The organism is Bacillus halotolerans (assembly GCF_001517105.1).
Lineage (GTDB): Bacteria > Bacillota > Bacilli > Bacillales > Bacillaceae > Bacillus > Bacillus halotolerans.
Genome location: NZ_LPVF01000010.1, coordinates 70,430 through 96,437, shown reverse-complemented (window position 1 = coordinate 96,437; position 26,008 = coordinate 70,430). Strand labels below are relative to the sequence as shown.

Below are 26,008 nucleotides of genomic sequence, written 5' to 3'. Positions count from 1 at the left end.
AATGTCAAATTAAATTATATAAGTTTTTTTTGAAAATAGAAATCCTTCGAGTGAAAGTGTTAAAAAAATGAAATGATTTTGTCATAACTTGAAGGAATGTCAAATCATGAAGGGATGAGGATATGGGAGATGTGAATTATTTTCTGACATTCGGCGCGGGATTTTTATCATTTATTTCGCCTTGCTGCTTGCCGCTTTATCCGGCTTTCCTGTCATATATTACAGGAGTCAGCATGGATGATGTGAAAACAGAGAAACTATTGCTGCAAAAAAGAAGCTTGGCCCATACGCTGTTTTTTTTGCTGGGCTTTTCAGTGATTTTTATAGCTTTAGGATATGGAACATCTTTTATTGGAACCCTGTTTAGGGATTATCATGATGCCATTCGGCAAGTTGGCGCTTTGCTCATTATTCTGTTCGGTTTTATTACGATTGGCGTGTTTCGGCCTGAGGTTATCATGAAAGAACGCAGAGTCCATTTTAAGCATAGGCCAAGCGGTTTTTTCGGTTCCGTTTTAATCGGTATGGCTTTTGCGGCCGGCTGGACGCCTTGCACCGGTCCCATTTTGGGGGCTGTTATCACATTAGCAGGTACTAATCCTGGCTCAGCGATACCGTATATGATGCTATATGTTCTCGGATTTGCCGTTCCGTTTGTATTATTGTCGTTCTTCATCACGAAGCTGAAGTGGATCAGGAAGAATCAGCTTTTGATCATGAAAGCGGGCGGTGTACTTATGATTGTTATTGGGTTCCTGCTATTTTTTGACTGGATGAACTTGATCATTATTTTGCTGTCGGATCTTTTTGGAGGATTTACAGGTTTCTGACTGTTAAATTACTTTTGCACTACTACTAATCCTTTTGTTTTTGGTACAATAATACTATTACCTGAGGAATTCGATTTTTGGAGGGGAATATGACAAGAGTTTTAGTTGTAGACGACGCCAAGTTCATGAGAGTAAAAATCAGAGAGATCTTGGAAGAGGCAAATTACATAATAGCAGGCGAGGCGGCGGACGGCGAGCAAGCGGCAGACCTGTATAAAAAACTTCGGCCGGACTTAGTGACGATGGATATTACGATGCCGGTGAAAAACGGCATTAAGGCGCTCCGTGAGATCATATCCTTTGACCCTAAAGCAAAGATCATCATGTGTACCGCAATGCGCCAGCAAAGAATTGTTACAGAAGCCATTGAACTTGGGGCCAAAGATTTTATCGTCAAACCGTTTGAGGAGTCCAAAGTATTAGAAGCTGTCAACCGCGTTATGGGAAATTGCTAGTCATTTCTTTTCTAAATGGTTTTTTTATTGTTTTGGAGTATAGTATATAGTGTCAACACTCCGAGAAAACAAAGGAATGATAAGTATGATGATTATAGTTTCATCAATTGTTGCTGTTTTAATGGCTGCAGCTGTGATGGTGGTCAGAATTAAGTCTTCCGATAAGCCCGTTTCACCGAAAAAAATCATTCTCCCGCCGATTTTTATGAGTACGGGGGCGTTAATGTTTTTATTTCCGGTTTTTTGGGTAACGGGTGAAGAGTTTTTAGAAGCGATCACTTTAGGCGTGATTTTCTCTATTTTTCTTATAAAAACTTCAAAGTTTGAAATTAAAAATAATGAAATTTACATGAAACGCTCTAAGGCATTTGTCTTTATATTAGTCGGCCTTTTAGTGATCAGAATTGTGATGAAATCAATTTTAAGCACATCGGTTGATTACGGCGCACTGAGCGGAATGTTTTGGATTCTGGCTTTCGGTATGATTGTGCCGTGGAGAATCGCCATGTATCTGTCATACCGAAAACTTCAAAGCGAGCTGCAGTCAGCAGACATTCAAATGAATTAAAAAACCTTTCCTCCTTGCGGGAAAGGTTTTTTATTTAAGAAGGGCCTGATAAGGTTCAATATCGATTTTCTTGTCTCGTAGATGTTTCTTTAAAAAGGTATGGTCTCTTTTCGGAGTAGCCAAAATATAACCTTTAATAATAAGCCGCTGATCAATTGCTGCTGCGTTTTCTTTTAATGCCAGCTCTCCGATTTTTCCGGCAATTTTTGCTCGAGCTATATCTCTGAACAGCTCCGGAACAGGTGTGACCAATTCATCGAGAAATTGTTTGTTTTCATTGCTCCATAGATGTCTGCTGTTTTCAATATAGTAATCCTGCCAATCCAGCTCAGATTTGCCGTCCTCTTTTGGTAAACGCTTTAAAAACTTTCGAAACATAAAAAAACCGCCGATTGATAACAAGACAATCATCGTGATCACCCAAAACAGAATAAACCACAAAAACCAGCCTCCCAGCATCAATCATTCCCCCTTATACTAACCATATTGTATATGAAGAAAGAATAGAAGAACAATGTTTTAAAAAAATAGAAAAAACTGATAGACGTCTAGTCAAAAGAGATGATAGATCATATTCTATTGTATAGTGAATCTGCTATTTGGCCATGGGAGAGTCACTAGAGGGTATTTGACGATAAATGGACGGAAGAAAAGTCACTTTCATTATAGGGGATGAAAGTGACTTTTGATTTTAGCTGAGAGGGAATTGAAGAGAAAAAGAAGAGCCATCATTCGTCTCTTTATTGACGGCAACTGTAAGAATTTGATTTTCGCATTCAGTCTCAATCGACTTGTCATTCAAATAAAAAGGAAGCATCATTTGTTTTTCAAGAGTCTGTCCTGAGGATTTAACCGTCAGGATAAACTCACATCCGGACAAGGTAATTGTGATTTGTGTCGGCTGTATAGACGACAGATCTGCTTCAATAATATATTGCTGACTTGTTTCATATAGATCAATAGGTAATGTTTCGTCGTACCAGGCGAACGGATCTTCAAAAAATTGCCGAAGCCATTCCTCCATACCATCGAAATCATTAGCATCGTTTCGTTTTGAATGGGTCATGGAAGCATTCCTCCATATATCAACCTTGCTTTAGCTTATGCAGTTGGTCAGAAATGGGTGAACGCATAAAAAAACAGACGCTAAGGTCTGCTTTTATTACATATCATGGCTGGAATTGTGCTTTTGTCTTGTGTGATTTCTGTTTTTTACTTTCTTGCTTCCGCTGAGGGGTTCCGGCTGACCCGGATTGTGACCTTTAGGAGCGTTTTTATGCATATCTTTACTTGTATTTTTATTGGTCATAAAATGAGAACCTCCTTAAAAGAGTTCAACGTTATTGATTGGTTTTTCTTTTTTTGTTATTTTGGCGTTCTGCTTCAGTCAGTACAAGCTGATCGTTTTCTACATAGCCGGCGCCTTTGCCTTGGCTTTTCGCGTCATTCATCCCATTTATTACGTGATTTGCTTTTCGTTTGACCATCATTATCACCTCAATCATAATATGGCTTCTTTCAATGAGGAATATGAGAGAGTGCAGACAGTAAAATTTCCCGATTTTTTGCCCTGATAAGCCGATCTTATTGTATTTAATAAAAACATTGATATTTACTTATGTATGATTTTGTTTTAATATGAAATTGTGAGAAAATTGTGATGGAATGTAATGTTCATCTGAGAATGAACTGATCTGAAGGGGGATTTTGGAGAATGGCAAACGAGCAAAAAACTGCAGCACAAGACGTTTTCCAAGCGAGAAAATCGTTTACTACAAATGGGAAAACTTATCATTACTACTCTTTGAAAGCATTGGAAGATTTGGGGATCGGAAATGTGTCGAAGCTTCCTTATTCCATTAAAGTTCTTTTAGAATCTGTATTGCGTCAAGTTGACGGATTCGTTATCAAAAAAGAACACGTGGAAAATTTGGCAAAATGGGGAACTGCCGAGTTAAAGGAAATCGATGTTCCGTTTAAACCATCTCGCGTTATTTTACAAGATTTCACTGGGGTACCGGCAGTAGTTGACCTTGCTTCATTACGTAAAGCAATGGCAGCTGTCGGCGGAGATCCTGACAAAATCAACCCTGAGATTCCTGTTGACCTTGTCATCGACCACTCTGTACAGGTTGATAAAGCGGGCACAGAAGATGCTTTGGCTATTAATATGGACTTGGAATTCGAAAGAAATGCAGAGCGTTACAAATTTTTAAGCTGGGCAAAGAAAGCGTTTAATAACTACCAGGCAGTACCGCCGGCAACAGGTATCGTTCACCAGGTAAACCTTGAGTTCTTGGCAAGTGTTGTCCACGCAGTCGAAGAAGACGGGGAACTGATTACGTATCCTGATACGCTGGTAGGAACCGACTCGCATACAACAATGATTAACGGAATCGGTGTTCTCGGCTGGGGTGTCGGCGGAATTGAAGCGGAAGCCGGAATGCTTGGGCAGCCTTCTTATTTCCCTGTTCCTGAGGTAATCGGCGCGAAACTCGTCGGAAAGCTTCCGAACGGAACAACAGCCACTGACTTGGCGTTAAAAGTGACACAAGTACTGCGTGAAAAAGGCGTAGTCGGTAAATTTGTTGAGTTCTTCGGACCGGGAGTTGCTGAACTGCCGCTGGCAGACCGTGCGACAATCGCCAACATGGCTCCGGAATACGGTGCAACATGCGGCTTCTTCCCTGTAGATGAAGAAGCTCTAAATTATCTGCGTCTGACAGGCCGCGATGCTGAACATATTGACGTAGTAGAAGCATACTGCAGAAGCAACGGCTTGTTCTACACTCCAGATGTAGAAGACCCGCAATTTACTGATGTCGTCGAAATTGATTTGTCTAAAATTGAAGCAAACCTTTCCGGTCCAAAACGTCCTCAGGATTTGATTCCGCTTTCTGCTATGCAGGAAACGTTTAAAAAACACTTAGTCAGTCCTGCGGGTAACCAAGGATTCGGATTAAACGCCGAAGAGGAAGACAAAGAAATTAAATTTAAATTGCTTAACGGCGAAGAAACAGTCATGAAAACGGGTGCAATCGCTATTGCTGCGATTACAAGCTGTACAAATACATCTAACCCATACGTCTTAATCGGCGCCGGCCTTGTGGCGAAAAAAGCGGTTGAATTAGGACTCAAAGTGCCTAACTACGTGAAAACATCACTTGCACCGGGTTCTAAGGTTGTTACAGGATATCTTGTTAATTCAGGCCTTCTTCCATACATGAAAGAGCTTGGTTTTAACCTCGTCGGATACGGATGTACAACATGTATCGGAAACTCAGGCCCGCTTTCACCGGAAATTGAAGAAGCAGTTGCGAAAAATGACTTGTTGATTACGTCTGTTCTTTCTGGAAACCGTAACTTCGAAGGACGTATTCATCCGCTTGTGAAAGGTAACTATCTTGCTTCTCCGCCGCTTGTAGTAGCTTATGCGCTGGCTGGAACAGTGAACATTAACCTGAAGACGGATCCGATCGGTGTCGGAAAAGACGGACAAAAAGTGTACTTCAACGATATTTGGCCGTCAATGGACGAAATTAATTCACTTGTTAAACAAACTGTTACACCGGAGCTCTTCCGCAAGGAGTACGAAACAGTATTCGATGACAACAAACGCTGGAATGAGATTGAGACAACAGATGAAGCGCTATACAAATGGGATAATGAGTCAACTTATATCCAAAACCCGCCATTCTTCGAAGAAATGTCCGTTGAACCAGGTAAGGTTGAACCTTTAAAAGGCCTTCGTGTTGTCGGTAAATTCGGTGATTCAGTCACGACCGATCATATCTCTCCTGCAGGGGCAATCGGAAAAGATACACCTGCCGGAAAATACTTGCAAGCAAAAGGTGTGTCACCCCGTGACTTTAACTCCTACGGTTCCCGCCGCGGAAACCATGAGGTTATGATGAGAGGAACATTTGCAAACATCCGCATCAAAAACCAAATCGCGCCGGGCACAGAAGGCGGATTTACAACGTACTGGCCGACTGGTGAAGTGACATCAATCTATGATGCCTGCATGAAATATAAAGAAGATAAAACAGGCCTTGCCATCTTAGCGGGCAAAGATTATGGTATGGGATCTTCCCGTGACTGGGCTGCAAAAGGAACAAACCTGCTCGGCATTAGAACTGTCATTGCTGAGAGCTTTGAAAGAATCCACAGAAGTAACCTGGTATTCATGGGTGTGCTCCCGCTTCAATTTAAACAAGGTGAAAATGCTGATACACTCGGCTTAAGCGGTAAAGAAGTGATCGAGGTGGATGTTGATGAAAGCGTACGCCCTCGTGATATCGTTACAGTAAGAGCAATTGATGAAGACGGAAATGTAAAAACATTTGAAGCACTTGTGCGCTTCGATAGTGAAGTTGAAATTGATTATTACCGCCATGGCGGAATTCTGCAAATGGTGCTTCGCGAAAAAATGAAGCAATCATAATGTATGAAGAAGAGAAGGCACTCTGCTTTCTCTTCTTTTTATGAGATAAGATAGCTCCGGGGGTGACATTATGCTGAAAAAATGGGTGGCAGGAATCCTGTTGATTGGGCTTGCCGGATACATGTGCTGGAACGTCTATCAGCAATTTAGCAAAAAAGAAATAGGCATTGAAGAGGGACAGCAAGCGCCTGACTTCAATCTGAAAACGCTATCAGGAGAAAGGGCCTCTTTATCAGACGTCAAAGGCAAAAAAGTTCTGCTTAACTTCTGGGCAACTTGGTGCAAACCATGCCGACAGGAAATGCCGGCTATGGAGGAACTGCAAAAGGAGCACTCAGATGTAGCGGTTATTGCAGTTAATTTCACTTCAGCTGAGAAAAGCGAGAAACAGGTGCAAAACTTTGCTGATACGTATCATTTAACCTTCCCCATTTTGATTGATAAAAAAGGAATTAATGCTGACTATAATGTGTTTTCGTACCCAACTACGTATATTTTAGATGAAAAAGGCGTGATTCAAGACATACATATCGGGACCATGACAAAAAAAGAGATGAAAGAAAAACTGGATCTTCATTAGATTCAGTTTTTTTTATGTGCAAACATGCTTACAAATTTTCAGAATTGGAAAAAATAAAAGAATACGCGGAGGTGAGAAGAGTGAAGAAGATGAGAAAACGTTCTTTTCATGAGCTCGTCATGGAAAACAAAAAAGAGCTGATGACGAATACGGAATATTTAAATCAGCTTGAGGAAAAGCTTGAACAGCGATTTAAGCAAAAATAACCTTTAATTTGTATTCATGTTTGCCCCTCCTTTTGAGAATCCTATTTGTTGAGGAGGGATAAACATGGGAAACAACAAGAAAAACGGTCAGCCTCAATATGCTCCAAGCCACTTGGGTACGAAGCCTGTTAAATATAAACGCAATAAAGGGGAAAAAATGCACGATACTTCTGGTCAGCAGCCAATTATCATGCAGACGAAAGGCGAATAGCGCCGGATTGATTTTATTCTAGGAGGTTCACCCCAATGACAAAAAACCAAAATCAATATCAGCAGCCTAATCCTGACGACCGTTCCGACAACGTAGAGAAACTGCAGGATATGGTCCAAAATACGATCGAAAATATAGAAGAAGCAGAAGAATCAATGGAGTTTGCTTCAGGAGAAGATAAGCAGCGCATCAAAGAAAAAAACGCAAGACGGGAAGAGAGCATCGAAGCATTTCGCAATGAAATTCAAGACGAATCCGAAGCGAGAGAAAACGGATACCGTTCGTAAAACCAGGGAAACCTGGTTTTTTTCTTTCTGATTTGGATGTGGTAAAATGGGGCTAAACTGATTAAGGGAGCAGAGTATCTTGCATGTATCAAAAACAGAAATAGAAGTGCGTTACGCCGAAACAGATCAAATGGGGATCGTGTATCATGCGAATTATCTTGTTTGGATGGAGGTCGGAAGGACGGCACTCATTAAAGACCTAGGCTTTTTGTATAGTGATATGGAAAAGAAAGGCGTGCTTTCTCCAGTCGTTGATATCAATATTTCCTACAAAAAACCCCTCCATTATGGAGAAACTGCGGTGGTGCACACATGGATTGAGGAATACAACGGCTTTAAAACCATATATGGCTACCATATTTATAATCCGGCTGGTGAGCTATCAATTGAAGCGAAATCATCTCATATTTGTGTGGATAAAGAAAGTTTTAAACCGATTCAGTTTCGTAAGGCTTTCCCCGATTGGCACGCAGCATATGAAAAGGCCAAAAAATAGGGAAGTGAATGACATATGGCATTTGGCGTGAAACGGGAGGAAGTTAACCGATGGAAGAAGGCAGTCAAAAGAGGGGAAATCGCATTTTTAACACATTATTGGCTGGATGACCGTTTCCCGGAATCTAAAACCGTGACAAAAGCAGGCTGTGCAGATATTGATAAGCTGGTTCAATGGGGTGCGGCGTACGGTTTGAAGGAAGAATGGATACATAAAAAAAGCGAATTTTCCCACTTTGATCTTTTGGGCGAGACGCAAAAATATATCTTAGAACAAGAAAAGCTGACCGACCATCTCACACGTTTTCATTTATAAAAAAAGAACGCATAGGATATGCGTTCTTTTTCTTAATGGTATTCAAATACAGGCTCATCAGCAGACTCTGAATAGCTGACGAGAAGATCATGGTTGTCAAAGTACCAAAGATCACTTTCCTCAATAAAGAAGGTGATGCCGCCGACTTCTGCCGTGACTCCTGCTTCTTGAGGAGCATCTTTCGCCACTCCGAGAGAAAAGCCTTTTTGAACGTTGCTGCAGCCGCCATAGCGGACGAAAAATCGAACTTGGTCTCCGTTTTGTAAATCAAGCTCTTCTTTATACCAGTTCAGCGCGTCTTCGTTAACTGTCATATTCATAACAGGACCCCCTTTTCCCTTTGTTATCATTTGATTTTCTCTATTATAAACGTATAACGCTATCTCGTGTCAAAATAGAAGTTTTTTAAACATTTATAACCATTTGACTTTAGGTTCTGTTTTATTGATAATTCGTTTGATATTCGCCCGGTGCCTGTATATTACAAAAACAGTGAGCAGCGTGACGACAATCAATAAATACTTATCATGTACAAAGAGACTATATATGACAGTATATATCCCTGTTAACATTGATGACAGAGAGACAAATTTAGTCAAGTATAAAAAGATGAAAAAGACCGCAACCATTGTAATGAATAACAGAGGTGCATAAAACAGCAAGACGCCTCCCGAAGTTGCTACGGCTTTGCCGCCTTTAAATTTGGCGAACACAGGAAACACATGGCCAAGAACCGCTATGACTCCCGCAAGGAGCGGATGAATATCAACATGCATGAGGTAAGGCAATGCAGCTGCCAGTGTCCCTTTTAAAATATCTCCGGCTATGACAACCGAACCAGCTTTTACGCCCAGTGTACGGAACGCGTTGGTAGCGCCTAAGTTTCCGCTTCCATGCTCCCGAATATCAATTCCCTTGGCAAGCTTACCTACGATTAAGCCAGATGGAATACTGCCTATCAAGTAGGCCAAAATAATCAATAAAGCAATTAACATCTACATTTCTCCTTTTTCAATGTCCCTAATCTCTATTTTAACATGAGATGTCATGATCTGATGATAAGTTTTTTTGTAAAGTTTGCTTACAAATCTAATCAGCCATACATCATGTTTTGATTTCTTCCTTTTCGGTCGTGTAGAATAAACAAAAAGGAGTGGTCTATCATGCAAAACCCTTCAAAAGCGGAAATCAAAGAAATTCTTGATGGAAGTAAGAGAATAGCGGTAGTCGGGCTTTCAGACCGTCCCGATAGAACATCGTATATGGTATCAAAAGCGATGCAGGATGCGGGATACGAAATCATACCAGTAAATCCGACGATCGAAGAGGCGCTTGGTGTAAAAGCCGTATCATCGTTAAAAGAAATTGACGGTCCGATTGATATCGTGAATGTATTCAGACGTTCAGAACAGCTTCCTGATGTCGCTAAAGAGTTTCTGGAGACAGATGCCCCGGTATTTTGGGCGCAGCAAGGCCTGGTGAACGAAGAGGCTTATCAGATGCTGAAGGAAGATGGCAGAACGGTCATCATGGATCTGTGCATAAAAGTGGCACACGCTGTAACAAAATAGGTTCAGAGCTGCAAAAATCCTTGTGAATTCAAGGATTTTTGCTTTTTCATGTAAAGATATTGTTTGCGAATTACTGTGAAACAGATACAATAAAGCTTGAACAGCTTTTTTTGAATGCCTTGCTAAGCTTGGTTCCGGCCGTTCGATTTGCGAAGGTCCGCTGCTTTATATATAATAAACAAACATACGTTCTCATCTCGGAAAAACAGCACTTTTGGATGTTTTACGGAATGATTCGTTAGCTGTATGTTGAGAATGGGATGACATTGGTTATAATGAAGAGTCCAAGGCAGAAGCGCACCGGGGCAAGGATTATGAAAAATACTTTTATACAATTGACAAGTAACAATGAAAAAGAGAATGTTAGTTTTTTGAAAGGGGTTTGTACGTTTGGCTAGAAAACAGCAATTTGATTACAACGAAGATGCCATACAGGTGCTGGAAGGCCTTGAAGCCGTAAGGAAAAGGCCGGGTATGTATATTGGCTCAACCGACGCGAGAGGCTTGCATCACTTGGTTTATGAAATTGTAGATAACTCCGTCGATGAGGTACTTGCCGGCCATGGAGATCACATTATCGTTAAAATACATAAAGACAACAGTATTTCTGTACAGGATAGAGGCCGCGGCATGCCGACTGGAATGCATAAACTCGGCAAACCAACCCCTGAGGTCATTTTAACGGTGCTTCACGCAGGCGGAAAATTCGGTCAAGGCGGTTATAAGACAAGCGGAGGGCTTCACGGCGTCGGCGCGTCTGTCGTGAATGCTTTATCTGAATGGCTGACGGTTACGATTGAGCGGGACGGCTTCGTCTATCAGCAGCGTTTTGAAAACGGAGGTAAACCGGTCACATCTCTCGAAAAGATTGGCAAAACGAAAAAGACAGGCACACTTACTCACTTTAAGCCTGATCCGACAATGTTCAGCACAACAACTTATAATTTTGAAACGCTTTCTGAACGCTTACGGGAATCAGCGTTTTTATTAAAAGGATTAAAAATTGAACTGATTGACGAGCGGAACGGCCAGCGTGAAATCTTTTATTATGAGAACGGAATAGAAGCGTTTGTTGCTTACTTAAATGAGGAAAAAGATGCCCTGTCTGAAGTGGTCTCGTTTGAAGGAGAGCATCATTCCATCGAAGTGGATTTTGCGTTTCAGTTTAACGACGGCTATTCAGAAAATATCCTGTCGTTTGTTAACAACGTCAGAACAAAAGACGGCGGAACTCATGAGTCAGGTGCAAAGACAGCGATGACGAGAGCCTTTAATGAATATGCGAGAAAAGTGGCTTTGCTGAAAGAAAAGGATAAAAACCTGGAAGGCACAGATATAAGGGAAGGGCTTTCAGCTATTATCTCTGTCCGTATTCCTGAAGAACTTCTTCAATTTGAAGGACAAACAAAAGGAAAACTCGGCACAAGCGAAGCAAGATCTGCTGTAGACGCAATCGTATCAGAACAGCTTGCTTACTTTTTAGAGGAAAATCGGGACACCGCTACTCTTCTTGTGAAAAAAGCAATAAAGGCGAGCCAGGCGCGAGAAGCGGCACGTAAAGCCCGGGAAGAAGCCAGGAGCGGCAAAAAACGAAAAAAATCAGAAGCGACATTAAGCGGTAAGCTGACACCTGCGGGTTCAAGAAATCCGGCAAAGAATGAATTGTATCTCGTTGAGGGTGACTCTGCGGGCGGATCAGCAAAGCAGGGAAGAGACCGCAGATTCCAAGCGGTTCTGCCATTGCGCGGTAAAGTCATTAACACGGAAAAAGCAAAGCTTGCTGATATCTTTAAAAACGAAGAGATTAATACGATCATTCATGCCATCGGCGGCGGTGTCGGGGCTGATTTTGCAGTCGACGACATTAACTACGATAAAATCATCATTATGACGGATGCCGATACTGACGGCGCTCATATTCAAGTGCTGCTTTTAACCTTTTTCTATCGCTATATGAAGCCGCTCATTGAGAATGGAAAGGTATTCATTGCACTGCCTCCTTTATATAAGGTCAGCAAAGGCAGCGGGAAAAAAGAAATCATTGAATATGCATGGTCTGATGAAGAGATGGATGATGTACTGAAAAAAGTCGGCAAGGGCTATACAATCCAGCGATACAAGGGTCTTGGTGAGATGAACGCAGATCAGCTGTGGGAAACGACGATGAATCCGGAGTCCCGTACGCTTGTAAGGGTCAAAATTGACGACGCGGCACGTGTTGAGAGGCGCGTGACGACATTGATGGGCGATAAAGTAGAGCCGCGCAGAAAGTGGATTGAGAAAAACGTAGCTTTCGGCTTAGACGAAGAAAGCAATATTTTAGAAAATGAAAACTTATCGGTCGCTGAGGAGGTTTAATGATTGTCACAGCCAGAATTATTTCATGATTTACCATTAGAAGAGGTGATCGGCGACCGTTTTGGACGCTATAGTAAATATATTATTCAAGACAGGGCGCTGCCTGATGCGCGCGACGGTTTAAAGCCCGTACAGCGCAGAATTCTGTATGCGATGCATACAGACGGAAACACATTTGATAAAAATTTCAGAAAAGCGGCCAAAACGGTCGGTAATGTCATCGGTAACTACCATCCGCACGGTGACAGTTCGGTGTATGAAGCAATGGTGCGGATGAGCCAGGATTGGAAAGTGCGGAATGTATTAATTGAAATGCACGGGAATAACGGAAGTATAGATGGAGATCCTCCGGCGGCCATGCGTTACACAGAAGCGAAATTGTCTTCGATTGCATCAGAGCTTCTGCGGGATATTGACAAAAATACTGTTGAATTTGTCCCAAACTTTGATGATACAAGCAAGGAGCCTGTTGTACTTCCGGCTATGTTCCCTAACTTGCTGGTCAACGGATCTACCGGTATATCTGCAGGATATGCGACTGATATACCGCCTCATCATTTAGGAGAAGTCATTGATGCTGTCATTAAACGCATTCAAATGCCGTCATGCTCTGTAGACGATCTCATGGAAGTGATCAAAGGGCCTGACTTTCCAACAGGCGGAATTATCCAGGGCGTTGATGGCATTAGAAAAGCCTACGAAACCGGAAAAGGGAAAATTATTATCCGCGGAAAAGCTGAGATCGAAGCGATCAGAGGCGGACGTGAGCAAATTGTGATTACAGAAATTCCGTTTGAAGTCAATAAAGCCAACCTTGTGAAAAAAATGGACGAGTACCGTATTGATAAAAAGGTTGAGGGCATCTCCGAGGTTCGAGACGAAACAGACCGAACCGGCCTCAGAGTGGTCGTAGAACTAAAGAAAGAAGCAGATGCCAAGGGCATTTTGAATTACTTATATAAAAATACTGATTTGCAGATTACGTATAACTTTAATATGGTGGCGATCCACAACCGCCGTCCAATGCTGATGAGTCTGCCATCTATTTTAGATGCATACATCGGCCACCAAAAAGAAGTTGTCACAAACCGATCCGTTTACGAGCTTCAAAAAGCAAAAGACAGACATCACATTGTAGAAGGTCTTATGAAGGCTTTATCGATCTTGGATGAAGTTATCGCAACGATTCGCTCCTCTAGCGATAAACGTGACGCCAAAAACAATTTAATTGCGAAATATGAATTCACTGAGCCTCAGGCTGAAGCTATCGTGTCCTTGCAGCTATATCGTTTAACAAATACCGATATCACAGCGCTCAAGGAAGAGGCTGAAGAGCTCAGCAAAAATATTGAAGAGCTTGAATCGATTTTGAGTAATGATAAAAAGCTGTTAAAGGTCATTACAAACAGCTTAAAAGCGCTGAAAAAGAAATATGCGGACACGAGACGCTCTGTCATTGAAGAAAAAATTGAGGAAATCAAAATTAATCTTGAAGTCATGGTTGCCTCTGAGGATGTATACGTGACCGTTACAAAAGATGGCTACTTAAAGCGCACAAGCCAGCGTTCCTTTGCCGCTTCAAACGGACAGGATTTTGGAATGAAGGATACAGACAGGATGCTGCACCAGTTTGAAATGAACACGACAGATGTGCTGCTGCTTTTCACGAATAAGGGAAGCTATATCTATTGTCCGGTTCACCAGCTGCCTGATATCAGATGGAAGGACATGGGCCAGCATTTTTCTAACATAATCACGATTGAACGTGACGAAACGATTGTAAAGGCCATACCGATAAAAGAGTTTGATCCATCTGCTTATCTTTTATTCTTCACGAAAAACGGCATGGTGAAAAAGACAGAACTCACCCATTACAAAGCACAGCGCTATTCTAAAGCACTTGTGGCGTTAAATCTAAAGGGTGAAGACGAGCTGATTGATGTACATGTGACAAATGGTGACAGTCAGATCTTGATGGCGACACATCTCGGATATGGCCTATGGTTTGGAGAAGATGAAGTAAATGTTGTGGGCGCACGTGCAGCTGGCGTTAAAGGAATTAACTTGAAAGATGGAGACTTTGTCGTGTCAGGAGAAATTCTGCATGAGTCTGATTCTCTCGTATTGTTTACACAGCGGGGAGCGGTCAAACGTATGAGTCTTTCTGAGTTTGAAAAGACCTCCCGTGCAAAACGGGGAGTCGTTATGCTGCGTGAACTGAAGAAAAATCCGCATCGTGTCGTTTCGCTGTTCGCGTGCGGACTTGATGAGCGGTTTATGGCAGAGACGGAAAAAGGGGACAGAAAAGAACTGCAGGCTAAAGAGCTGCGAACAAACGACAGATACAGCAATGGTTCATTCTTTATTGATGAAGAAGAATCAGGCAAGGTCACAGCTGTCTGGCGTCTTACAACTGAATAATCATTAAAAAACCCGCTCACATATCGTGAGCGGGTATATTTTGTTTTTCATCAGCTTTCATGGCTGGTGAATAAGTCTGTCACGGCATGAATGACTTCAATACCTTGCCATACAAATAAGTTCAGCGCTGTGAAAGAGAATAAGCCTAAAATCACCATTCTTAAGATAAACAACATGTTAACAGCCTCCTCATATTTTCGTTATATATTCGGGTGATGTTGAACATGAAGTTTGTCGAAATAAGACGATTGATAGAATTTGGCCAGTATAAAGCTTTTTCTTCGCTGCCGTCTCCGGGAGTAACATATATCTTTGTTTTCCGCGGTCATCAGCAGCACAGCCATTGAGAAGGCAGTCAGCGCAAAAGCTCCGGTGATGGATTTCTTTTCATCATCTGCATTTTGGCCAGCTTTCATCTCATGCATTTCCTGCTGGTCGGCTACCGCTTTATAATGATGGCCAATATCAAAGGCGTGGGGAATTGAGAACAAATGAAAACTGGCAATCGCCAAAAATAAGATGGACGCTTTAAGTATCGTTACTTTTTTCAAATGATCTCCCCCCTTCGATATTACTGAATATTTTTATAATGATACCCCAGACCGTCTTAAAAGTAAACCTGATTTATTAAATTTAAAAATAAAATTCACTTTGTTAAGTATATATCGTTTCAGTTCCTTTTTAAAGTGAAATGTCTTTTATTAGTATATGTATACCCGATCTAGGGTGTGATTCAAAACATATTTTAAAGATATGTTTGCAGCTCAAACATTATCACGATATACACCCTTAGGTTAGGGAGAAACAAGCAGAGAATGTATAGAAAGGGAGACTTCTTATTGATTTCTAATAAATTTATTCATAGAAAATAAAAAATCAAACTAACATAATATTCTTCGAAAAAACTTCCTAATTCGACATATTGTGATATAATAATACTCGTCATGTTAAAAAATCTAACATCGAAATTGAATTCACAATGAATTGATGAAACAGGAGGTAAATATGGAGTCTTTTTTCAACAGTTTGATTAATATTCCAAGTGATTTTATCTGGAAATATTTATTTTATATTTTAATAGGACTTGGATTATTTTTTACACTTCGTTTTGGTTTTATCCAATTCCGTTACTTTATCGAAATGTTTAGAATAGTAGGTGAGAAGCCACAAGGCAACAAAGGTGTTTCTTCTATGCAGGCATTTTTTATTTCTGCCGCATCCCGAGTCGGTACAGGGAACTTGACTGGTGTTGCCTTAGCGATTGCGACAGGCGGACCAGGCGCTGTATTTTGGATGTGGGTTGTAGCAGCTGTTGGTATGGCATCAAGCTTTGTTGAGAGTACGTTAGCTCAGCTCTATAAAGTGAAGGACGGAGACGATTTCCGAGGCGGACCGGCTTACTATATCCAAAAGGGGCTTGGAGTCAGATGGCTTGGCATCGTATTTGCTGTCTTAATTACCGTATCATTCGGTTTAATCTTTAACGCTGTTCAATCAAATACAATTGCAGGAGCGTTAGAAGGCGCTTTTCATGTGAATAAAATAGTTGTCGCTGTTGTTCTTGCTGTTTTAACGGCTTTTATTATTTTTGGCGGCTTAAAACGTGTTGTCGCTGTGACACAGTTGATTGTTCCGGTCATGGCGGGGCTTTATATTCTTATTGCACTATATGTTGTATTCACAAATATTTCTGCATTCCCAAGCGTTATTGCGACAATTGTCAAAAACGCTTTAGGAATTGAACAAGTTGTCGGCGGAGGAATAGGAGCTATCATTGTCATCGGTGCACAGCGCGGACTTTTTTCTAACGAAGCGGGAATGGGTAGCGCGCCAAACGCTGCTGCGACAGCTCATGTTTCGCATCCGGCTAAGCAAGGCTTTATCCAGACATTAGGCGTGTTTTTCGATACATTTATCGTATGTACGTCCACAGCGTTTATTATTTTACTGTACAGTGTAACACCAAAAGGTGACGGCATCCAAGTAACGCAGGCTGCTTTGGACCACCATATTGGGGGATGGGCGCCTAGTTTTATAGCAGTCGCAATGTTCTTATTCGCTTTCAGCTCAGTTGTCGGAAACTACTATTATGGCGAGACAAACATTGAATTCATTAAAACAAGCAAAACATGGCTGAACATTTACCGTATTGCGGTTATTGCTATGGTTGTCTTTGGATGTGTAGCAGGGTTCCAGATTGTTTGGGACATGGCGGATCTCTTTATGGGGGTTATGGCGCTGATTAACTTAGTTGTGATCACACTGCTGTCAAACGTAGCATACAAAGTCTATAAAGATTACGCGAAACAGCGCAAACAAGGACTTGATCCTGTGTTTAAAGCGAAAAATATCCCAGGACTGAAACACGCTGAAACTTGGGAAGAAGAGAAACAAGAAGCATAAATTCATAAAGAATACGGCTGCATTCAATGACTTGAATGCAGCTTTTTATTTGCTGAAAAAAGCGGAATCTTTTGATTTCATCAAAAAATAACGTGTAAAGTCCTGAACAAGCACTATTATCCCTGATATACACGTGTCAGCTGTATAGGAAGCAACACAAAAAGAGTCAATAGACAGGCTTTTAAGCCGCCTAAAAACAAGAAATTAGGTTGATAGACAATCATGAGAAAGATTTTTACAATGAGTGCGTGTTTAAAAAAAGAAAGGGAGGGAGAGCGGCAGCTAATAGGCAGACATTTTACATGATTATTTGGAGGAGGAGAGAATGCTATATGAAACGTTCAGTCTCTATCTTTATCACTTGTTTATTAATGACAGTATTAACAATTAGCGGTGTCGCGGCACCAGAAGCCTCTGCAGCAGGGGCGAAAACGCCTGTAGCCCTTAATGGCCAGCTTAGTATCAAAGGTACTCAGCTAGTCAATCAAAACGGAAAACCGGTGCAGCTGAAAGGAATCAGCTCACACGGTTTGCAGTGGTTCGGTGATTATGTCAATAAAGACACTTTAAAATGGCTAAGAGACGATTGGGGAATTACCGTCTTCCGGGCGGCAATGTACACGGCTGACGGCGGTTATATCGAGAATCCGTCTGTGAAAAATAAAGTCAAAGAAGCTGTTGAAGCGGCAAAAGAGCTCGGAATATATGTTATCATTGACTGGCATATTTTAAATGACGGCAATCCAAATCAAAATAAAGAGAAGGCGAAGGAATTCTTTAAGGAAATGTCAAGCCTTTACGGAAGCTCACCAAACGTTATATATGAAATTGCTAATGAACCGAACGGTGATGTAAATTGGAAGCGCGATATCAAACCGTATGCGGAAGAAGTGATTTCTGTTATCCGTAAAAATGACCCGGATAACATCATTATTACCGGAACAGGCACTTGGAGCCAGGATGTCAACGATGCTGCGGATGATCAGCTTAAGGATGCTAACGTTATGTACGCGCTTCATTTTTATGCCGGCACCCACGGCCAGTTTTTAAGGGATAAAGCGGACTATGCGCTCAGCAAAGGAGCGCCGATTTTTGTAACGGAATGGGGGACGAGTGACGCTTCCGGAAATGGCGGGGTATACCTTGACCAGTCGAGGGAATGGCTGAATTATTTCGACAGCAAGAAAATCAGCTGGGTAAACTGGAACCTTTCTGATAAGCAGGAATCATCCTCAGCTTTAAAGCCGGGGGCATCTAAAACAGGCGGCTGGCCGTTATCAGATTTATCCGCTTCAGGGACATTTGTTAGAGAAAACATCCGCGGCTCCCAAAATTCGAATGAAGACAGATCTGAGACGCCAAAGCAAGAGAAACCTGCACAGGAAAACAGCATCTCTGTGCAATACAGAACAGGGGATGGAAGTGTGAACAGCAACCAAATCCGTCCTCAGATCAATGTGAAAAACAACACCAAGACCACCGTTAACTTAAAAAATGTAACTGTCCGCTACTGGTATAACACGAAAAACAAAGGCCAAAACTTCGACTGTGACTATGCGAAGATGGGATGCAGCAATGTGACGCACAAGTTTGTGACATTATCTAAACCTGTAAAAGGTGCAGATGCCTATTTGGAACTTGGGTTTAGAAACGGGACGCTGTCACCGGGAGCAAGCACCGGAGAAATTCAAATTCGTCTTCACAATGAGGACTGGAGCAATTATTCACAAGCCGGGGATTATTCTTTTTTCCAGTCAAATACGTTTAAAGATACAAAAAAAATCACATTATATAATAACGGAAAACTGATTTGGGGAACTGAACCCAAATAGTGCCTGTTTTGACGGACATCACAATTGGTGTCCGTTTTCATTATCTAATCAGCGGCAGAACAAGGAGGTGCAAGCTGTGGACGAAACATTGAAACAGTATATGTTGCTGTTCAAACAAAACAGCGACTTGGTTAACGGACCGGACTATCCAGGAAAGGAAAAAGATATCCAAAACCAAAAAGAACAGATTGAAGCCTACGAAAAACTTCTGCAGCAAGGCTTTACCAGCGATTATGATTATGATGAGTTTGCTGATTCGGTGATCAAATGCGCATACGGTGATATGACATTGGAAGAACTGGAAGCCGTTTATTATGGGTTGACTTCGCCATTTTAAAGTTTCTTAATCAGACTTGCTGAAGCTCAGGCTTTTGACACTTGAAATGAAAAGCAATCGAAATTGGCCAACCTGTAAGTAATTTTTTATTCCGTCTCACTAGCTTAAGTATACTTTGTTATTGAGACAGAATTTCTTTGAAATTAATTACTTCCTAGAATATATATTATGTTAACTAAAATAAGTCGCAAATCTACACCATGGTTGTTCAGCCTCTCTTATGCCAGGATTATTCTCTGTATAAGAAAAAACTTTCATGGCCAAGACATAGTCGAATTCGGTCCTTTACAGTAGCTCACGAAAACAATAATTGTTTAGGTGCAATGAAATTTGACAAATCATTGCACCCTTGAGCTTGTAATAATATTCTATTTATCTAAATTAAAATCAATATTTAGAAACCAGCTTCATACTCTTTTGGAACCCATTCGTCAGTTGATTTTTTAAATTGTTTTGCTGCTTCCAATGCCCAATATGATTACGGAGCATCCCTTTCCCTACAGCAACTAGATCTGCATCTTCCGTCCCACAAGTGTGTTTTTCATATATCACTTGTTGCTGGTCTTCTTGATCAAGTCCACGCCATCGTATGCCAGACTCTCCACACTTGCAGCCTTCTGCAGTATGTAATGATCAAAAAAGTTCTTCGTATAGTCTGTAACAAGATTTCGCATCTCCATAGCATCCCGATCGCCTCTGAGTTCCTCATTAACACTGGTAAACACGATGTCGCAGTAATCTAAATGCGCAACACGATCAACAGCGAAATAATAGGTTTCCATGCTATTGTTAGCGCCAATTATCGCATTCATATTATAGTTAGGTTCACAAAACAGTAGCAAAAAGGGTTTCTTAAGGTCGCTGTCGAGAAGGCCGAACGCACCGCTATCCAAGTCAATCCCGCAGGCGAACCGGTCGTCGTCCCGGCAAACAATCGCCGTCGTAGGCCCTCCATAAGAATGTCCGACTATGCCCATGCCGATGTCAAGCAACAATCTGCCCTTAAAACTGGAATTCAGCTCTCCAGATTCCAGTTTGTAAAGATAATCGGCTACATACCTTACATCTTCTGCCTGTAATTCACTATACTCTATTAACTTGGCAAGTATCGGCAGTGTAAGCACGTTATGGCACATCTCAATGGCAGTTTCATCGTCAGGCCGCATCTCCATCTTACCAGCCAACGCCAGCATCTCCGGATCTTCAGAAAACGCCATAATGACATCCGAAAAATCCTTTGATACATTAAACAGGCGCCCATCTTTACGCTTATACATCGTGCTATTCTGATGGCCGATGCTTACCACAACATATCCCATGCTTGCCAAGTCTGTACAGATCACTGTACCCCATTCTGGAGAACCGCCCCCGCCGCAAACATAGAATAACACCGGATAGCGCTTTTCCTTCCCGGAGAGAGCAAGGTCGTCGTAACACTGGGTCTTGATATCTATAGAGAAAACATCCTTCCCTTTAAGATATGCAGTGACAAGTGGCTGCTCATGAAACATCTCGTAGACTTCAGGAAACATGTACGTTGATGTAGTCTTACCTTCGCTGCTGTCGGACGGATAGTACACAAACGCCGTCAGTTCTCTTTTTGAGTGATCTGATGCCGTGTACTCAAAATCCATCTGGGTTCGACCGACAGTATAGCCGCCAATTGGTTCTGGAAATGCGTCATAAGTTTTCATTCTCTTGTTCCCCCTTCATTAATAAAAGTGGCGAATGTCAAATACATACATTGCGCTATAAGCGCTTTTCAAAACTGTTTTAGGGTCTGTTTCAACAAGAACCCAAAAATCGTATTCTAGATCACTGAACAAGCGAACATTCCTTTTTAGTTAAGGACTATATGATTCCCAATAATTATTTCCAAACTTGCTGCTTCTTTTCATGTGAATGGGCGAATACATGTGCATACCTCTTTTAACACGATTTTTCTATAAAATTTCGACAAGGTTCTACAATACCCTTCTATAAATATTCATAATAATCTCAGTAAAAGTGCATCAGTCGTTCAGAATGGAGTCGAATTTATACGTAAGTTACTGGGGCTGAATAGGCTACGTAGTCTCTGTCACATTAGTTCACTCGCTAACCAAGTCCTCCTAGTAATTCCCCTGCCTTAGACCCCTCCCCTATATTACAATAAAGTTATTTAAATACGCCCATTAGACTGTTCCAGAAAAGGATCATTTTGTTGACTAAATAAGAAGGATAGCAAAATACCATTAAAAACTGACTCAAACGATTCAACCTAATAGTAAATTTCGCTATAATTCACATTAAAGGGGATGCTTACAGATGGATAATCACTGAATGTCTGGTACTTCTTCCACTCATGAAAAGCCTATTATTGGAAAGGCGATACTTTGCATGGGGCGAAATGTTTCTAAGTCATTTTCTCCATTTTAGAATCTTGCCGGATTTTTTAAACAGTAAATAGACCCCAGCAAAATGCTAGGAGAAACACGTGATGACTGTAAAGTTTATTAAAAATGAACAGTTAAATATTATAAAAAACAGATAGCTTTGATTAACAATTTATTTTTTTGTTAGAGAAATACAAGGAGGCATAAAAAATTATGATGCATTCTTTTTTACTAGTTGGTCAATCAAATATGGCTGGTCGTGGATTTTTAAAGGATGTTCCAATGATTTGTAATGAACATATAAAAGTTCTGCGAAATGGAAGATGGCAAATCATGATGGAGCCTATAAACTATGATCGAGCTTTTGCAGGGGTTGGTCCTGCGGCTTCTTTTGCGGCTGCATGGTGCAGAAAAAATGAAGATAAAGAAATAGGTTTAATACCTTGTGCAGAAGGTGGCACAAGTCTAGATGATTGGTCAGTAGAAGGACCACTGTTTGAACATGCTATCTTACAAGCAAAACTTGCAAAGCGAAGCAGTAAGTTAGAGGGAGTTTTATGGCATCAAGGTGAAAATGAATGTTCTTCAGGACGTTCTAAACTTTATCATGAGAAGTTTTTGGAAGTTGTTGAGGCATTTCGTCATGAACTTTGTAAGCCAGATCTACCTATTATCATAGGCGGAATTGGTCACTATTTGGGAAGTGGTTTTCTTGGTCATTACTTTCCAGAACATTCTGAGGTTAACCAGGAACTATTGGAGTTTGCTAAAAAGGAAAAGAACTGTTATTTTGCAACAGCATTGGGATTAACACCTAATCCTGACGGTATTCATTTGAATGCAGCTTCACAGAGAATATTTGGTCTCCGATATTTTGAGGCATATAATAAACGAGAGCATATATTAGAACCCCTAGAAGGTGAAGAAAATGCTATTAATATCGATAGTGAAAGACCTTTAACAAAGACTGAAAAGACTGCAATACTAGAAAAACAATTTGCTGGAGGGGAGATATCTTTAGAAGAGTATCAATCGCAGTTGCTGAGTTAAAATCCAGAAAAATGTACATATATTTCTGTCATTCGTATATCAGGGTAACACAATTCTGTCATTTTCAGTGACGGAATTGTGTTACCAAAAATTCAAAAAAACCCATCAAATTAGGGTTTTTTTGAACATATAATTGTATCGTTACACATCCTTCTTCTCTTCTTCCTGCGGTACCGCTTGCCTTAGGTGCCCTTAACGATTTGCGACAAATGTTGTCACGCTTTGAGCTGGAAGATGAGCCCAAAAATGATTGTCCGTTACATTTAGATTCGTTCCAGGTTGAAGATTGCTGCTTCCGCTTGTTATCCATCTGGATACCTGAGAAGCAGATCCATTCTGCAACACAAAGTTTTGGTTGACCCCTGTATTGTTTTTGTTAATGGCAACAATAACGACCTTGTTGTCACCTTTATAGGCTGACACGTAAACGTTCGCATTAGGATTTTTCGTTGCATCAACCCTTACATAGCCGGGACGCACAAACTTCGAGAAATGAGCCATATTGTAACCGCGTTTGCTGATCGTACCGTCTTCTTTCATAGGACCGTAAGATCTGCGGATGTACCACCAAACATAAGATTGAAAATCTCCCTCCACCATTGAATGGTGAATATGCTCTGAAACGCCTAATGCCTCGGGCCAGCGATCCGCTGAATTGTTGTCACTGTTTGGATAGTATACTTCCGTCATCCATAGCTCTTTCCCTGCTCCTTTTTGTTTGAATAGAGGATAAGGAAACTGACTGATCTGAGTACCGTACAGGTGAGTTCCGAGAATATCCATATTCCTAAGTGCCTGTGGATCGTTCAAAATGGGGTCCGATATATTTTTAAAGTACTGAAAAGATTCTGGTGCAATGACACGTGCATTAATGGAACCGGCATTTTCTCTCATGAAACGAAGTATTTCTTGCGGAGTCCACCACGTCCATTCGTGTGCATAATCAGGCTCGTTTTGAACAGAAATCGCATAAAGATTCACGCCATTATTTTTCATGTAGGTAACAAAATCGTTAAGATGCTGCGCGTATGCGGCGTACTTATCGTATCTTAGCCGTTTAGCTGATGTGTCACCATTACGATTGAAGGTTTCAACCATACCGCTTGGAGGATTCCAGGGAGAAGCAAAAACGATTGCTCCATGTTTGATCGCACTCTTTGCAGTCTCTAATTCTCTGTACCAATTATTTCTATTTTCATCTATATGAATTCTTAAGATTGAAAAACCTAACTGATTCTGTCCATTGCCAAAAGCGGTTTCTCTTTGAGCTGCTGTCAAATCTCCAATCCAAGCCGGGTGGTTCATGCCTCCAAAACCGCGAATCACTTGTTTTTCAGCAGATACATTAACTGTTACATCACTTGCTGCCAAAACTTCAGTGGCGCCTGGACCGGTTAACATAACTGACAGCATAGTGAAACATATCAATAATACACAAATTGGTTTTTTTACGCTTGACATCATTTTTTCCTCTCCTTGTCTTTTTCTGTCTCCTTTTATATTGCAAACAAAAGGTTTTCTCATCTGCTATCTTTGCGTAAACTGCCAGTAATCAAAATTAAACAAGTTTCCTGTACCTGTTCCGGTAAATACAAAGAAAACTTTGTGCACACCGGTTGCACCGCTTACCGCAGTTTCTATTTCTCTCCAGGTTTGCGCTCCGCCTGTGGAAGGTACATTCAGTGTTCCTGCAAGCTTACCGTTTGGACTGTCTAGACGTACTTCTATTTTCCCGCCTATAGTGGATGCTACATTTGCTTTAAACGCTCTGGCTCCGCCAGTCCCGAAGTCTGCATTTCCTACAGCAATCCAGTCTCCGTTATGAATGCTTGTTACATGTTGATTATTGACCGGCCCGCCGGGTGCTGAGGATTTCTCTGTCAAAATGCGTCCATTCCAGGCAAACGTTTCAGCTTCTACTCGGTTATATGGATTCAAATTGGAAAGCTGTGTTACGCCTGCATAATTTGCCGCAACCTCTTGAATGGATCCATCTGCATTGTGCACCAGCTTATTAATATGGGGAGAACGGTATCCTTTGCCGGCCCCGAACAAAGCGGAACTGACAGTTTGAGCATGGTACACCACATACCACTCGTTTTTAAAATTGAAAACAGCATGGTGGTTGTTTCCGCCACCTCCGAAAAATGCTCCCGGATTTTTCAGGAAGTGCCCTCTATATGTAAAGGGACCCATGGGACTTGAGCTGGTCATGTAGCCGATCTCACCTGGGGGTTTATCGGCCGGGTGCGTGCCCCCGAAATTGATGCAATAGGAATAGTAATATTTTCCGTTATGCTTATGCATTCCCGAATCTTCAAACATAAAAGGCGCATCAATTGTAGCTGCACTTCCAACAACACTGGTCATATCAGGCCCCAATTTCATGACTCTTGCTGTTTTAGGATTGGCCCATTGCCCCTGCGTTGGATTTGAACCGCCAGGAACGCCTCCCCCGGCATACAGGTAACCGGTGCCGTCATCATCTACAAATACTGCCGGATCAAAAAGCCATACAACACCAGACATTCCTGGCGTACTTGGCGTTACGAGCGCTTTTCCGATTGGGTCGGTCCATGGACCAATCGGGCTGTCTGCGGTGAGAACCCCGATACCTCCGCCGCTGTTTGCGAAATAAAGGAAGAATTTATCCTTGCCATTTATCTTTTTAACTGCGATTGACGGGGCCCAGGACGCACCTGCCCATTTCGCAATCCCCCGGCCGCCATTAGCCCCGTTGGCACCTGCTACCGGAATGGCTCCGTGGTCTGTCCAGTTCACCATATCCGCTGAAGAGATGACGAATACTCTATTCAAATTGGCAAATGAATTATCCTTAATCGTTCCGTCGCTATTATATTCATAGTCATCACTTGACATATAGATGTAGACTCTTCCGTTATAGGTCAGCGCAACCGGATCTGCACCCAAATGATGGTCTATAAGCGGGTTTGAATTCCCTGCATGTTTTGCAATTGTAGTACTGGCAGCATACGCAGACTTCCCAGTGAAGCAACTCAATAATAAAGCAAGGACCCATAAACATACGCAACATTTTTTAGACATAACTTAACGCTCCTCCTTTTTCTTTAAATTTGGGGATCTTTTAACATTTGATGACAAATTTGCAGTACCGGCAGCAAAAGCAGACTCCGCAGTGAAGTAGCTCAATAATAGAGCTAGAACCCATAAACATACGCTACACTTTTTTCTAATAACTTGACATCCTCCTTTTTCCTTAAAATGGATGATGATTTTTTTACCATTTG

At 41.5% G+C, this 26,008-nt stretch carries 28 protein-coding genes; 17 read left to right on the top strand and 11 right to left on the bottom strand.

Features of this window, described 5'->3' with window-relative positions; all coding sequences use genetic code 11:
- Positions 1-122 precede the first annotated feature (122 nt).
- The 3 genes from AU387_RS11100 (at position 123) to AU387_RS11090 (ending at position 1,853) form a co-directional block, all read left to right on the top strand.
- Entirely contained in the window at positions 123-830 is a 708-nt protein-coding gene (locus AU387_RS11100) for a cytochrome c biogenesis protein CcdA (protein WP_059335691.1), read from the top strand.
- An 89-nt stretch (positions 831-919) separates the two neighbouring features.
- On the top strand, positions 920-1,285 hold the full coding sequence (locus AU387_RS11095; protein WP_059291739.1) for a response regulator: 366 nt from the start codon (positions 920-922) through the stop codon (positions 1,283-1,285).
- Positions 1,286-1,361: 76 nt separating this feature from the next.
- A complete protein-coding gene (locus AU387_RS11090) occupies positions 1,362-1,853 on the top strand; it encodes a CcdC family protein (protein WP_082687905.1) in 492 nt (163 codons plus the stop codon).
- 30 nt (positions 1,854-1,883) lie between these two features.
- Here the strand turns inward: AU387_RS11090 and AU387_RS11085 are convergent, their stop codons facing one another.
- The 4 genes from AU387_RS11085 to sspO all read right to left on the bottom strand — a co-directional run bounded on the left by AU387_RS11085 (position 1,884) and on the right by sspO (position 3,340).
- A complete protein-coding gene (locus tag AU387_RS11085) occupies positions 1,884-2,312 on the bottom strand; it encodes a DUF2621 domain-containing protein (RefSeq protein WP_044155728.1) in 429 nt (142 codons plus the stop codon).
- A gap of 232 nt (positions 2,313-2,544) precedes the next feature.
- Complete coding sequence (cotM, locus tag AU387_RS11080; RefSeq protein WP_082687889.1) at positions 2,545-2,937, bottom strand: outer spore coat protein CotM; 393 nt, start codon at positions 2,935-2,937, stop codon at positions 2,545-2,547.
- Positions 2,938-3,015: 78 nt separating this feature from the next.
- Positions 3,016-3,162, bottom strand: coding sequence for a small acid-soluble spore protein P (locus AU387_RS11075; RefSeq protein WP_003221237.1), 147 nt, complete (start codon positions 3,160-3,162; stop codon positions 3,016-3,018).
- A 31-nt stretch (positions 3,163-3,193) separates the two neighbouring features.
- Positions 3,194-3,340 (bottom strand): small acid-soluble spore protein SspO, encoded by a 147-nt coding sequence (sspO, locus tag AU387_RS11070; RefSeq protein ID WP_003221239.1) that lies wholly within the window; start codon positions 3,338-3,340, stop codon positions 3,194-3,196.
- Between the two features lie 227 nt (positions 3,341-3,567).
- Here sspO and acnA point away from each other — a divergent pair, with 227 nt between their 5' ends.
- The 7 genes from acnA (at position 3,568) to AU387_RS11040 (ending at position 8,392) form a co-directional block, all read left to right on the top strand.
- A complete protein-coding gene (gene acnA, locus AU387_RS11065) occupies positions 3,568-6,297 on the top strand; it encodes an aconitate hydratase AcnA (RefSeq protein WP_059335690.1) in 2,730 nt (909 codons plus the stop codon).
- 70 nt (positions 6,298-6,367) lie between these two features.
- The gene (locus AU387_RS11060; RefSeq protein ID WP_059335689.1) at positions 6,368-6,877 is read left to right on the top strand and encodes a redoxin domain-containing protein; all 510 of its coding nucleotides are present in this window, start codon (positions 6,368-6,370) and stop codon (positions 6,875-6,877) included.
- A gap of 80 nt (positions 6,878-6,957) precedes the next feature.
- Positions 6,958-7,083 carry an FbpB family small basic protein gene (locus AU387_RS20585; protein ID WP_003244964.1) on the top strand — a complete coding sequence of 42 codons (126 nt, stop codon included), beginning with the start codon at positions 6,958-6,960 and terminating at the stop codon, positions 7,081-7,083.
- Positions 7,084-7,147: 64 nt separating this feature from the next.
- Positions 7,148-7,294, top strand: coding sequence for an acid-soluble spore protein SspN (sspN, locus tag AU387_RS11055; protein ID WP_024121586.1), 147 nt, complete (start codon positions 7,148-7,150; stop codon positions 7,292-7,294).
- A gap of 35 nt (positions 7,295-7,329) precedes the next feature.
- On the top strand, positions 7,330-7,581 hold the full coding sequence (tlp, locus tag AU387_RS11050; RefSeq protein ID WP_024121587.1) for a small acid-soluble spore protein Tlp: 252 nt from the start codon (positions 7,330-7,332) through the stop codon (positions 7,579-7,581).
- Positions 7,582-7,660: 79 nt separating this feature from the next.
- Positions 7,661-8,077, top strand: a complete 417-nt coding sequence (locus tag AU387_RS11045) for a YbgC/FadM family acyl-CoA thioesterase (RefSeq protein ID WP_010334419.1) — start codon at positions 7,661-7,663, stop codon at positions 8,075-8,077.
- 15 nt (positions 8,078-8,092) lie between these two features.
- Positions 8,093-8,392, top strand: a complete 300-nt coding sequence (locus AU387_RS11040; RefSeq protein ID WP_059335688.1) for a hypothetical protein — start codon at positions 8,093-8,095, stop codon at positions 8,390-8,392.
- Positions 8,393-8,424: 32 nt separating this feature from the next.
- Here AU387_RS11040 and AU387_RS11035 read toward each other — a convergent pair whose 3' ends face one another.
- Together AU387_RS11035 and plsY are read right to left on the bottom strand one after the other, a co-directional pair.
- Positions 8,425-8,712 (bottom strand): HesB/YadR/YfhF family protein, encoded by a 288-nt coding sequence (locus AU387_RS11035; RefSeq protein WP_024121590.1) that lies wholly within the window; start codon positions 8,710-8,712, stop codon positions 8,425-8,427.
- A gap of 93 nt (positions 8,713-8,805) precedes the next feature.
- The gene (gene plsY, locus AU387_RS11030) at positions 8,806-9,387 is read right to left on the bottom strand and encodes a glycerol-3-phosphate 1-O-acyltransferase PlsY (RefSeq protein ID WP_024121591.1); all 582 of its coding nucleotides are present in this window, start codon (positions 9,385-9,387) and stop codon (positions 8,806-8,808) included.
- Between the two features lie 168 nt (positions 9,388-9,555).
- Between plsY and AU387_RS11025 the strand changes: the two genes are divergently transcribed.
- The 3 genes from AU387_RS11025 to parC all read left to right on the top strand — a co-directional run bounded on the left by AU387_RS11025 (position 9,556) and on the right by parC (position 14,742).
- Positions 9,556-9,963: a CoA-binding protein gene (locus AU387_RS11025; RefSeq protein ID WP_059335687.1), complete on the top strand. Its 408-nt coding sequence runs from the start codon at positions 9,556-9,558 to the stop codon at positions 9,961-9,963.
- A gap of 390 nt (positions 9,964-10,353) precedes the next feature.
- Positions 10,354-12,321 carry a DNA topoisomerase IV subunit B gene (parE, locus tag AU387_RS11015; RefSeq protein WP_059291733.1) on the top strand — a complete coding sequence of 656 codons (1,968 nt, stop codon included), beginning with the start codon at positions 10,354-10,356 and terminating at the stop codon, positions 12,319-12,321.
- A 3-nt stretch (positions 12,322-12,324) separates the two neighbouring features.
- Complete coding sequence (gene parC, locus AU387_RS11010; RefSeq protein ID WP_059335686.1) at positions 12,325-14,742, top strand: DNA topoisomerase IV subunit A; 2,418 nt, start codon at positions 12,325-12,327, stop codon at positions 14,740-14,742.
- Positions 14,743-14,792: 50 nt separating this feature from the next.
- Here the strand turns inward: parC and AU387_RS22210 are convergent, their stop codons facing one another.
- A complete protein-coding gene (locus tag AU387_RS22210; RefSeq protein ID WP_010334426.1) occupies positions 14,793-14,918 on the bottom strand; it encodes a hypothetical protein in 126 nt (41 codons plus the stop codon).
- Between the two features lie 24 nt (positions 14,919-14,942).
- Positions 14,943-15,293, bottom strand: coding sequence for a hypothetical protein (locus AU387_RS11005; RefSeq protein WP_044155717.1), 351 nt, complete (start codon positions 15,291-15,293; stop codon positions 14,943-14,945).
- A 454-nt stretch (positions 15,294-15,747) separates the two neighbouring features.
- On the opposite strand from AU387_RS11005, the gene AU387_RS11000 reads away from it, so the two are divergent.
- From AU387_RS11000 to AU387_RS10990, 3 genes are all read left to right on the top strand, one after another.
- Positions 15,748-17,145 (top strand): alanine/glycine:cation symporter family protein, encoded by a 1,398-nt coding sequence (locus tag AU387_RS11000; RefSeq protein WP_059291731.1) that lies wholly within the window; start codon positions 15,748-15,750, stop codon positions 17,143-17,145.
- Between the two features lie 332 nt (positions 17,146-17,477).
- Positions 17,478-18,977: a cellulase family glycosylhydrolase gene (locus AU387_RS10995; protein WP_059335685.1), complete on the top strand. Its 1,500-nt coding sequence runs from the start codon at positions 17,478-17,480 to the stop codon at positions 18,975-18,977.
- A gap of 76 nt (positions 18,978-19,053) precedes the next feature.
- Positions 19,054-19,314: a YnfE family protein gene (locus AU387_RS10990; protein WP_059291729.1), complete on the top strand. Its 261-nt coding sequence runs from the start codon at positions 19,054-19,056 to the stop codon at positions 19,312-19,314.
- 548 nt (positions 19,315-19,862) lie between these two features.
- Here the strand turns inward: AU387_RS10990 and AU387_RS10985 are convergent.
- On the bottom strand, positions 19,863-21,008 hold the full coding sequence (locus AU387_RS10985) for an alpha/beta hydrolase (protein WP_059335684.1): 1,146 nt from the start codon (positions 21,006-21,008) through the stop codon (positions 19,863-19,865).
- A gap of 894 nt (positions 21,009-21,902) precedes the next feature.
- Here AU387_RS10985 and AU387_RS10980 point away from each other — a divergent pair.
- The gene (locus tag AU387_RS10980) at positions 21,903-22,739 is read left to right on the top strand and encodes a sialate O-acetylesterase (RefSeq protein WP_059335683.1); all 837 of its coding nucleotides are present in this window, start codon (positions 21,903-21,905) and stop codon (positions 22,737-22,739) included.
- Between the two features lie 192 nt (positions 22,740-22,931).
- On the opposite strand, the gene xynC is transcribed toward AU387_RS10980, so the two are convergent.
- Positions 22,932-24,203 carry a glucuronoarabinoxylan endo-1,4-beta-xylanase XynC gene (gene xynC, locus AU387_RS10975; RefSeq protein ID WP_059335682.1) on the bottom strand — a complete coding sequence of 424 codons (1,272 nt, stop codon included), beginning with the start codon at positions 24,201-24,203 and terminating at the stop codon, positions 22,932-22,934.
- Positions 24,204-24,266: 63 nt separating this feature from the next.
- Complete coding sequence (gene xynD / locus AU387_RS10970; RefSeq protein ID WP_059335681.1) at positions 24,267-25,805, bottom strand: alpha-L-arabinofuranosidase; 1,539 nt, start codon at positions 25,803-25,805, stop codon at positions 24,267-24,269.
- Positions 25,806-26,008: the final 203 nt, after the last annotated feature.

What these genes read in the sequence shown, in the direction of transcription:
- AU387_RS11040 (WP_059335688.1), top strand. Translation starts at nt 8,093, where the DNA reads ATGGCATTTGGCGTGAAACGGGAGGAAGTTAACCGATGGAAGAAGGCA.
- sspN (WP_024121586.1), top strand. Translation starts at nt 7,148, where the DNA reads ATGGGAAACAACAAGAAAAACGGTCAGCCTCAATATGCTCCAAGCCAC.
- AU387_RS22210 (WP_010334426.1), bottom strand. Translation starts at nt 14,918, where the DNA reads ATGTTGTTTATCTTAAGAATGGTGATTTTAGGCTTATTCTCTTTCACA.
- AU387_RS11025 (WP_059335687.1), top strand. Translation starts at nt 9,556, where the DNA reads ATGCAAAACCCTTCAAAAGCGGAAATCAAAGAAATTCTTGATGGAAGT.
- AU387_RS11075 (WP_003221237.1), bottom strand. Translation starts at nt 3,162, where the DNA reads ATGACCAATAAAAATACAAGTAAAGATATGCATAAAAACGCTCCTAAA.
- sspO (WP_003221239.1), bottom strand. Translation starts at nt 3,340, where the DNA reads ATGGTCAAACGAAAAGCAAATCACGTAATAAATGGGATGAATGACGCG.
- AU387_RS11085 (WP_044155728.1), bottom strand. Translation starts at nt 2,312, where the DNA reads ATGCTGGGAGGCTGGTTTTTGTGGTTTATTCTGTTTTGGGTGATCACG.
- AU387_RS11095 (WP_059291739.1), top strand. Translation starts at nt 920, where the DNA reads ATGACAAGAGTTTTAGTTGTAGACGACGCCAAGTTCATGAGAGTAAAA.
- AU387_RS11060 (WP_059335689.1), top strand. Translation starts at nt 6,368, where the DNA reads ATGCTGAAAAAATGGGTGGCAGGAATCCTGTTGATTGGGCTTGCCGGA.
- acnA (WP_059335690.1), top strand. Translation starts at nt 3,568, where the DNA reads ATGGCAAACGAGCAAAAAACTGCAGCACAAGACGTTTTCCAAGCGAGA.
- plsY (WP_024121591.1), bottom strand. Translation starts at nt 9,387, where the DNA reads ATGTTAATTGCTTTATTGATTATTTTGGCCTACTTGATAGGCAGTATT.
- AU387_RS10980 (WP_059335683.1), top strand. Translation starts at nt 21,903, where the DNA reads ATGATGCATTCTTTTTTACTAGTTGGTCAATCAAATATGGCTGGTCGT.
- xynC (WP_059335682.1), bottom strand. Translation starts at nt 24,203, where the DNA reads ATGATGTCAAGCGTAAAAAAACCAATTTGTGTATTATTGATATGTTTC.
- AU387_RS11000 (WP_059291731.1), top strand. Translation starts at nt 15,748, where the DNA reads ATGGAGTCTTTTTTCAACAGTTTGATTAATATTCCAAGTGATTTTATC.
- AU387_RS11090 (WP_082687905.1), top strand. Translation starts at nt 1,362, where the DNA reads ATGATAAGTATGATGATTATAGTTTCATCAATTGTTGCTGTTTTAATG.
- AU387_RS10995 (WP_059335685.1), top strand. Translation starts at nt 17,478, where the DNA reads ATGAAACGTTCAGTCTCTATCTTTATCACTTGTTTATTAATGACAGTA.
- xynD (WP_059335681.1), bottom strand. Translation starts at nt 25,805, where the DNA reads ATGTCTAAAAAATGTTGCGTATGTTTATGGGTCCTTGCTTTATTATTG.
- AU387_RS11035 (WP_024121590.1), bottom strand. Translation starts at nt 8,712, where the DNA reads ATGAATATGACAGTTAACGAAGACGCGCTGAACTGGTATAAAGAAGAG.
- AU387_RS10985 (WP_059335684.1), bottom strand. Translation starts at nt 21,008, where the DNA reads ATGAAAACTTATGACGCATTTCCAGAACCAATTGGCGGCTATACTGTC.
- AU387_RS11100 (WP_059335691.1), top strand. Translation starts at nt 123, where the DNA reads ATGGGAGATGTGAATTATTTTCTGACATTCGGCGCGGGATTTTTATCA.
- tlp (WP_024121587.1), top strand. Translation starts at nt 7,330, where the DNA reads ATGACAAAAAACCAAAATCAATATCAGCAGCCTAATCCTGACGACCGT.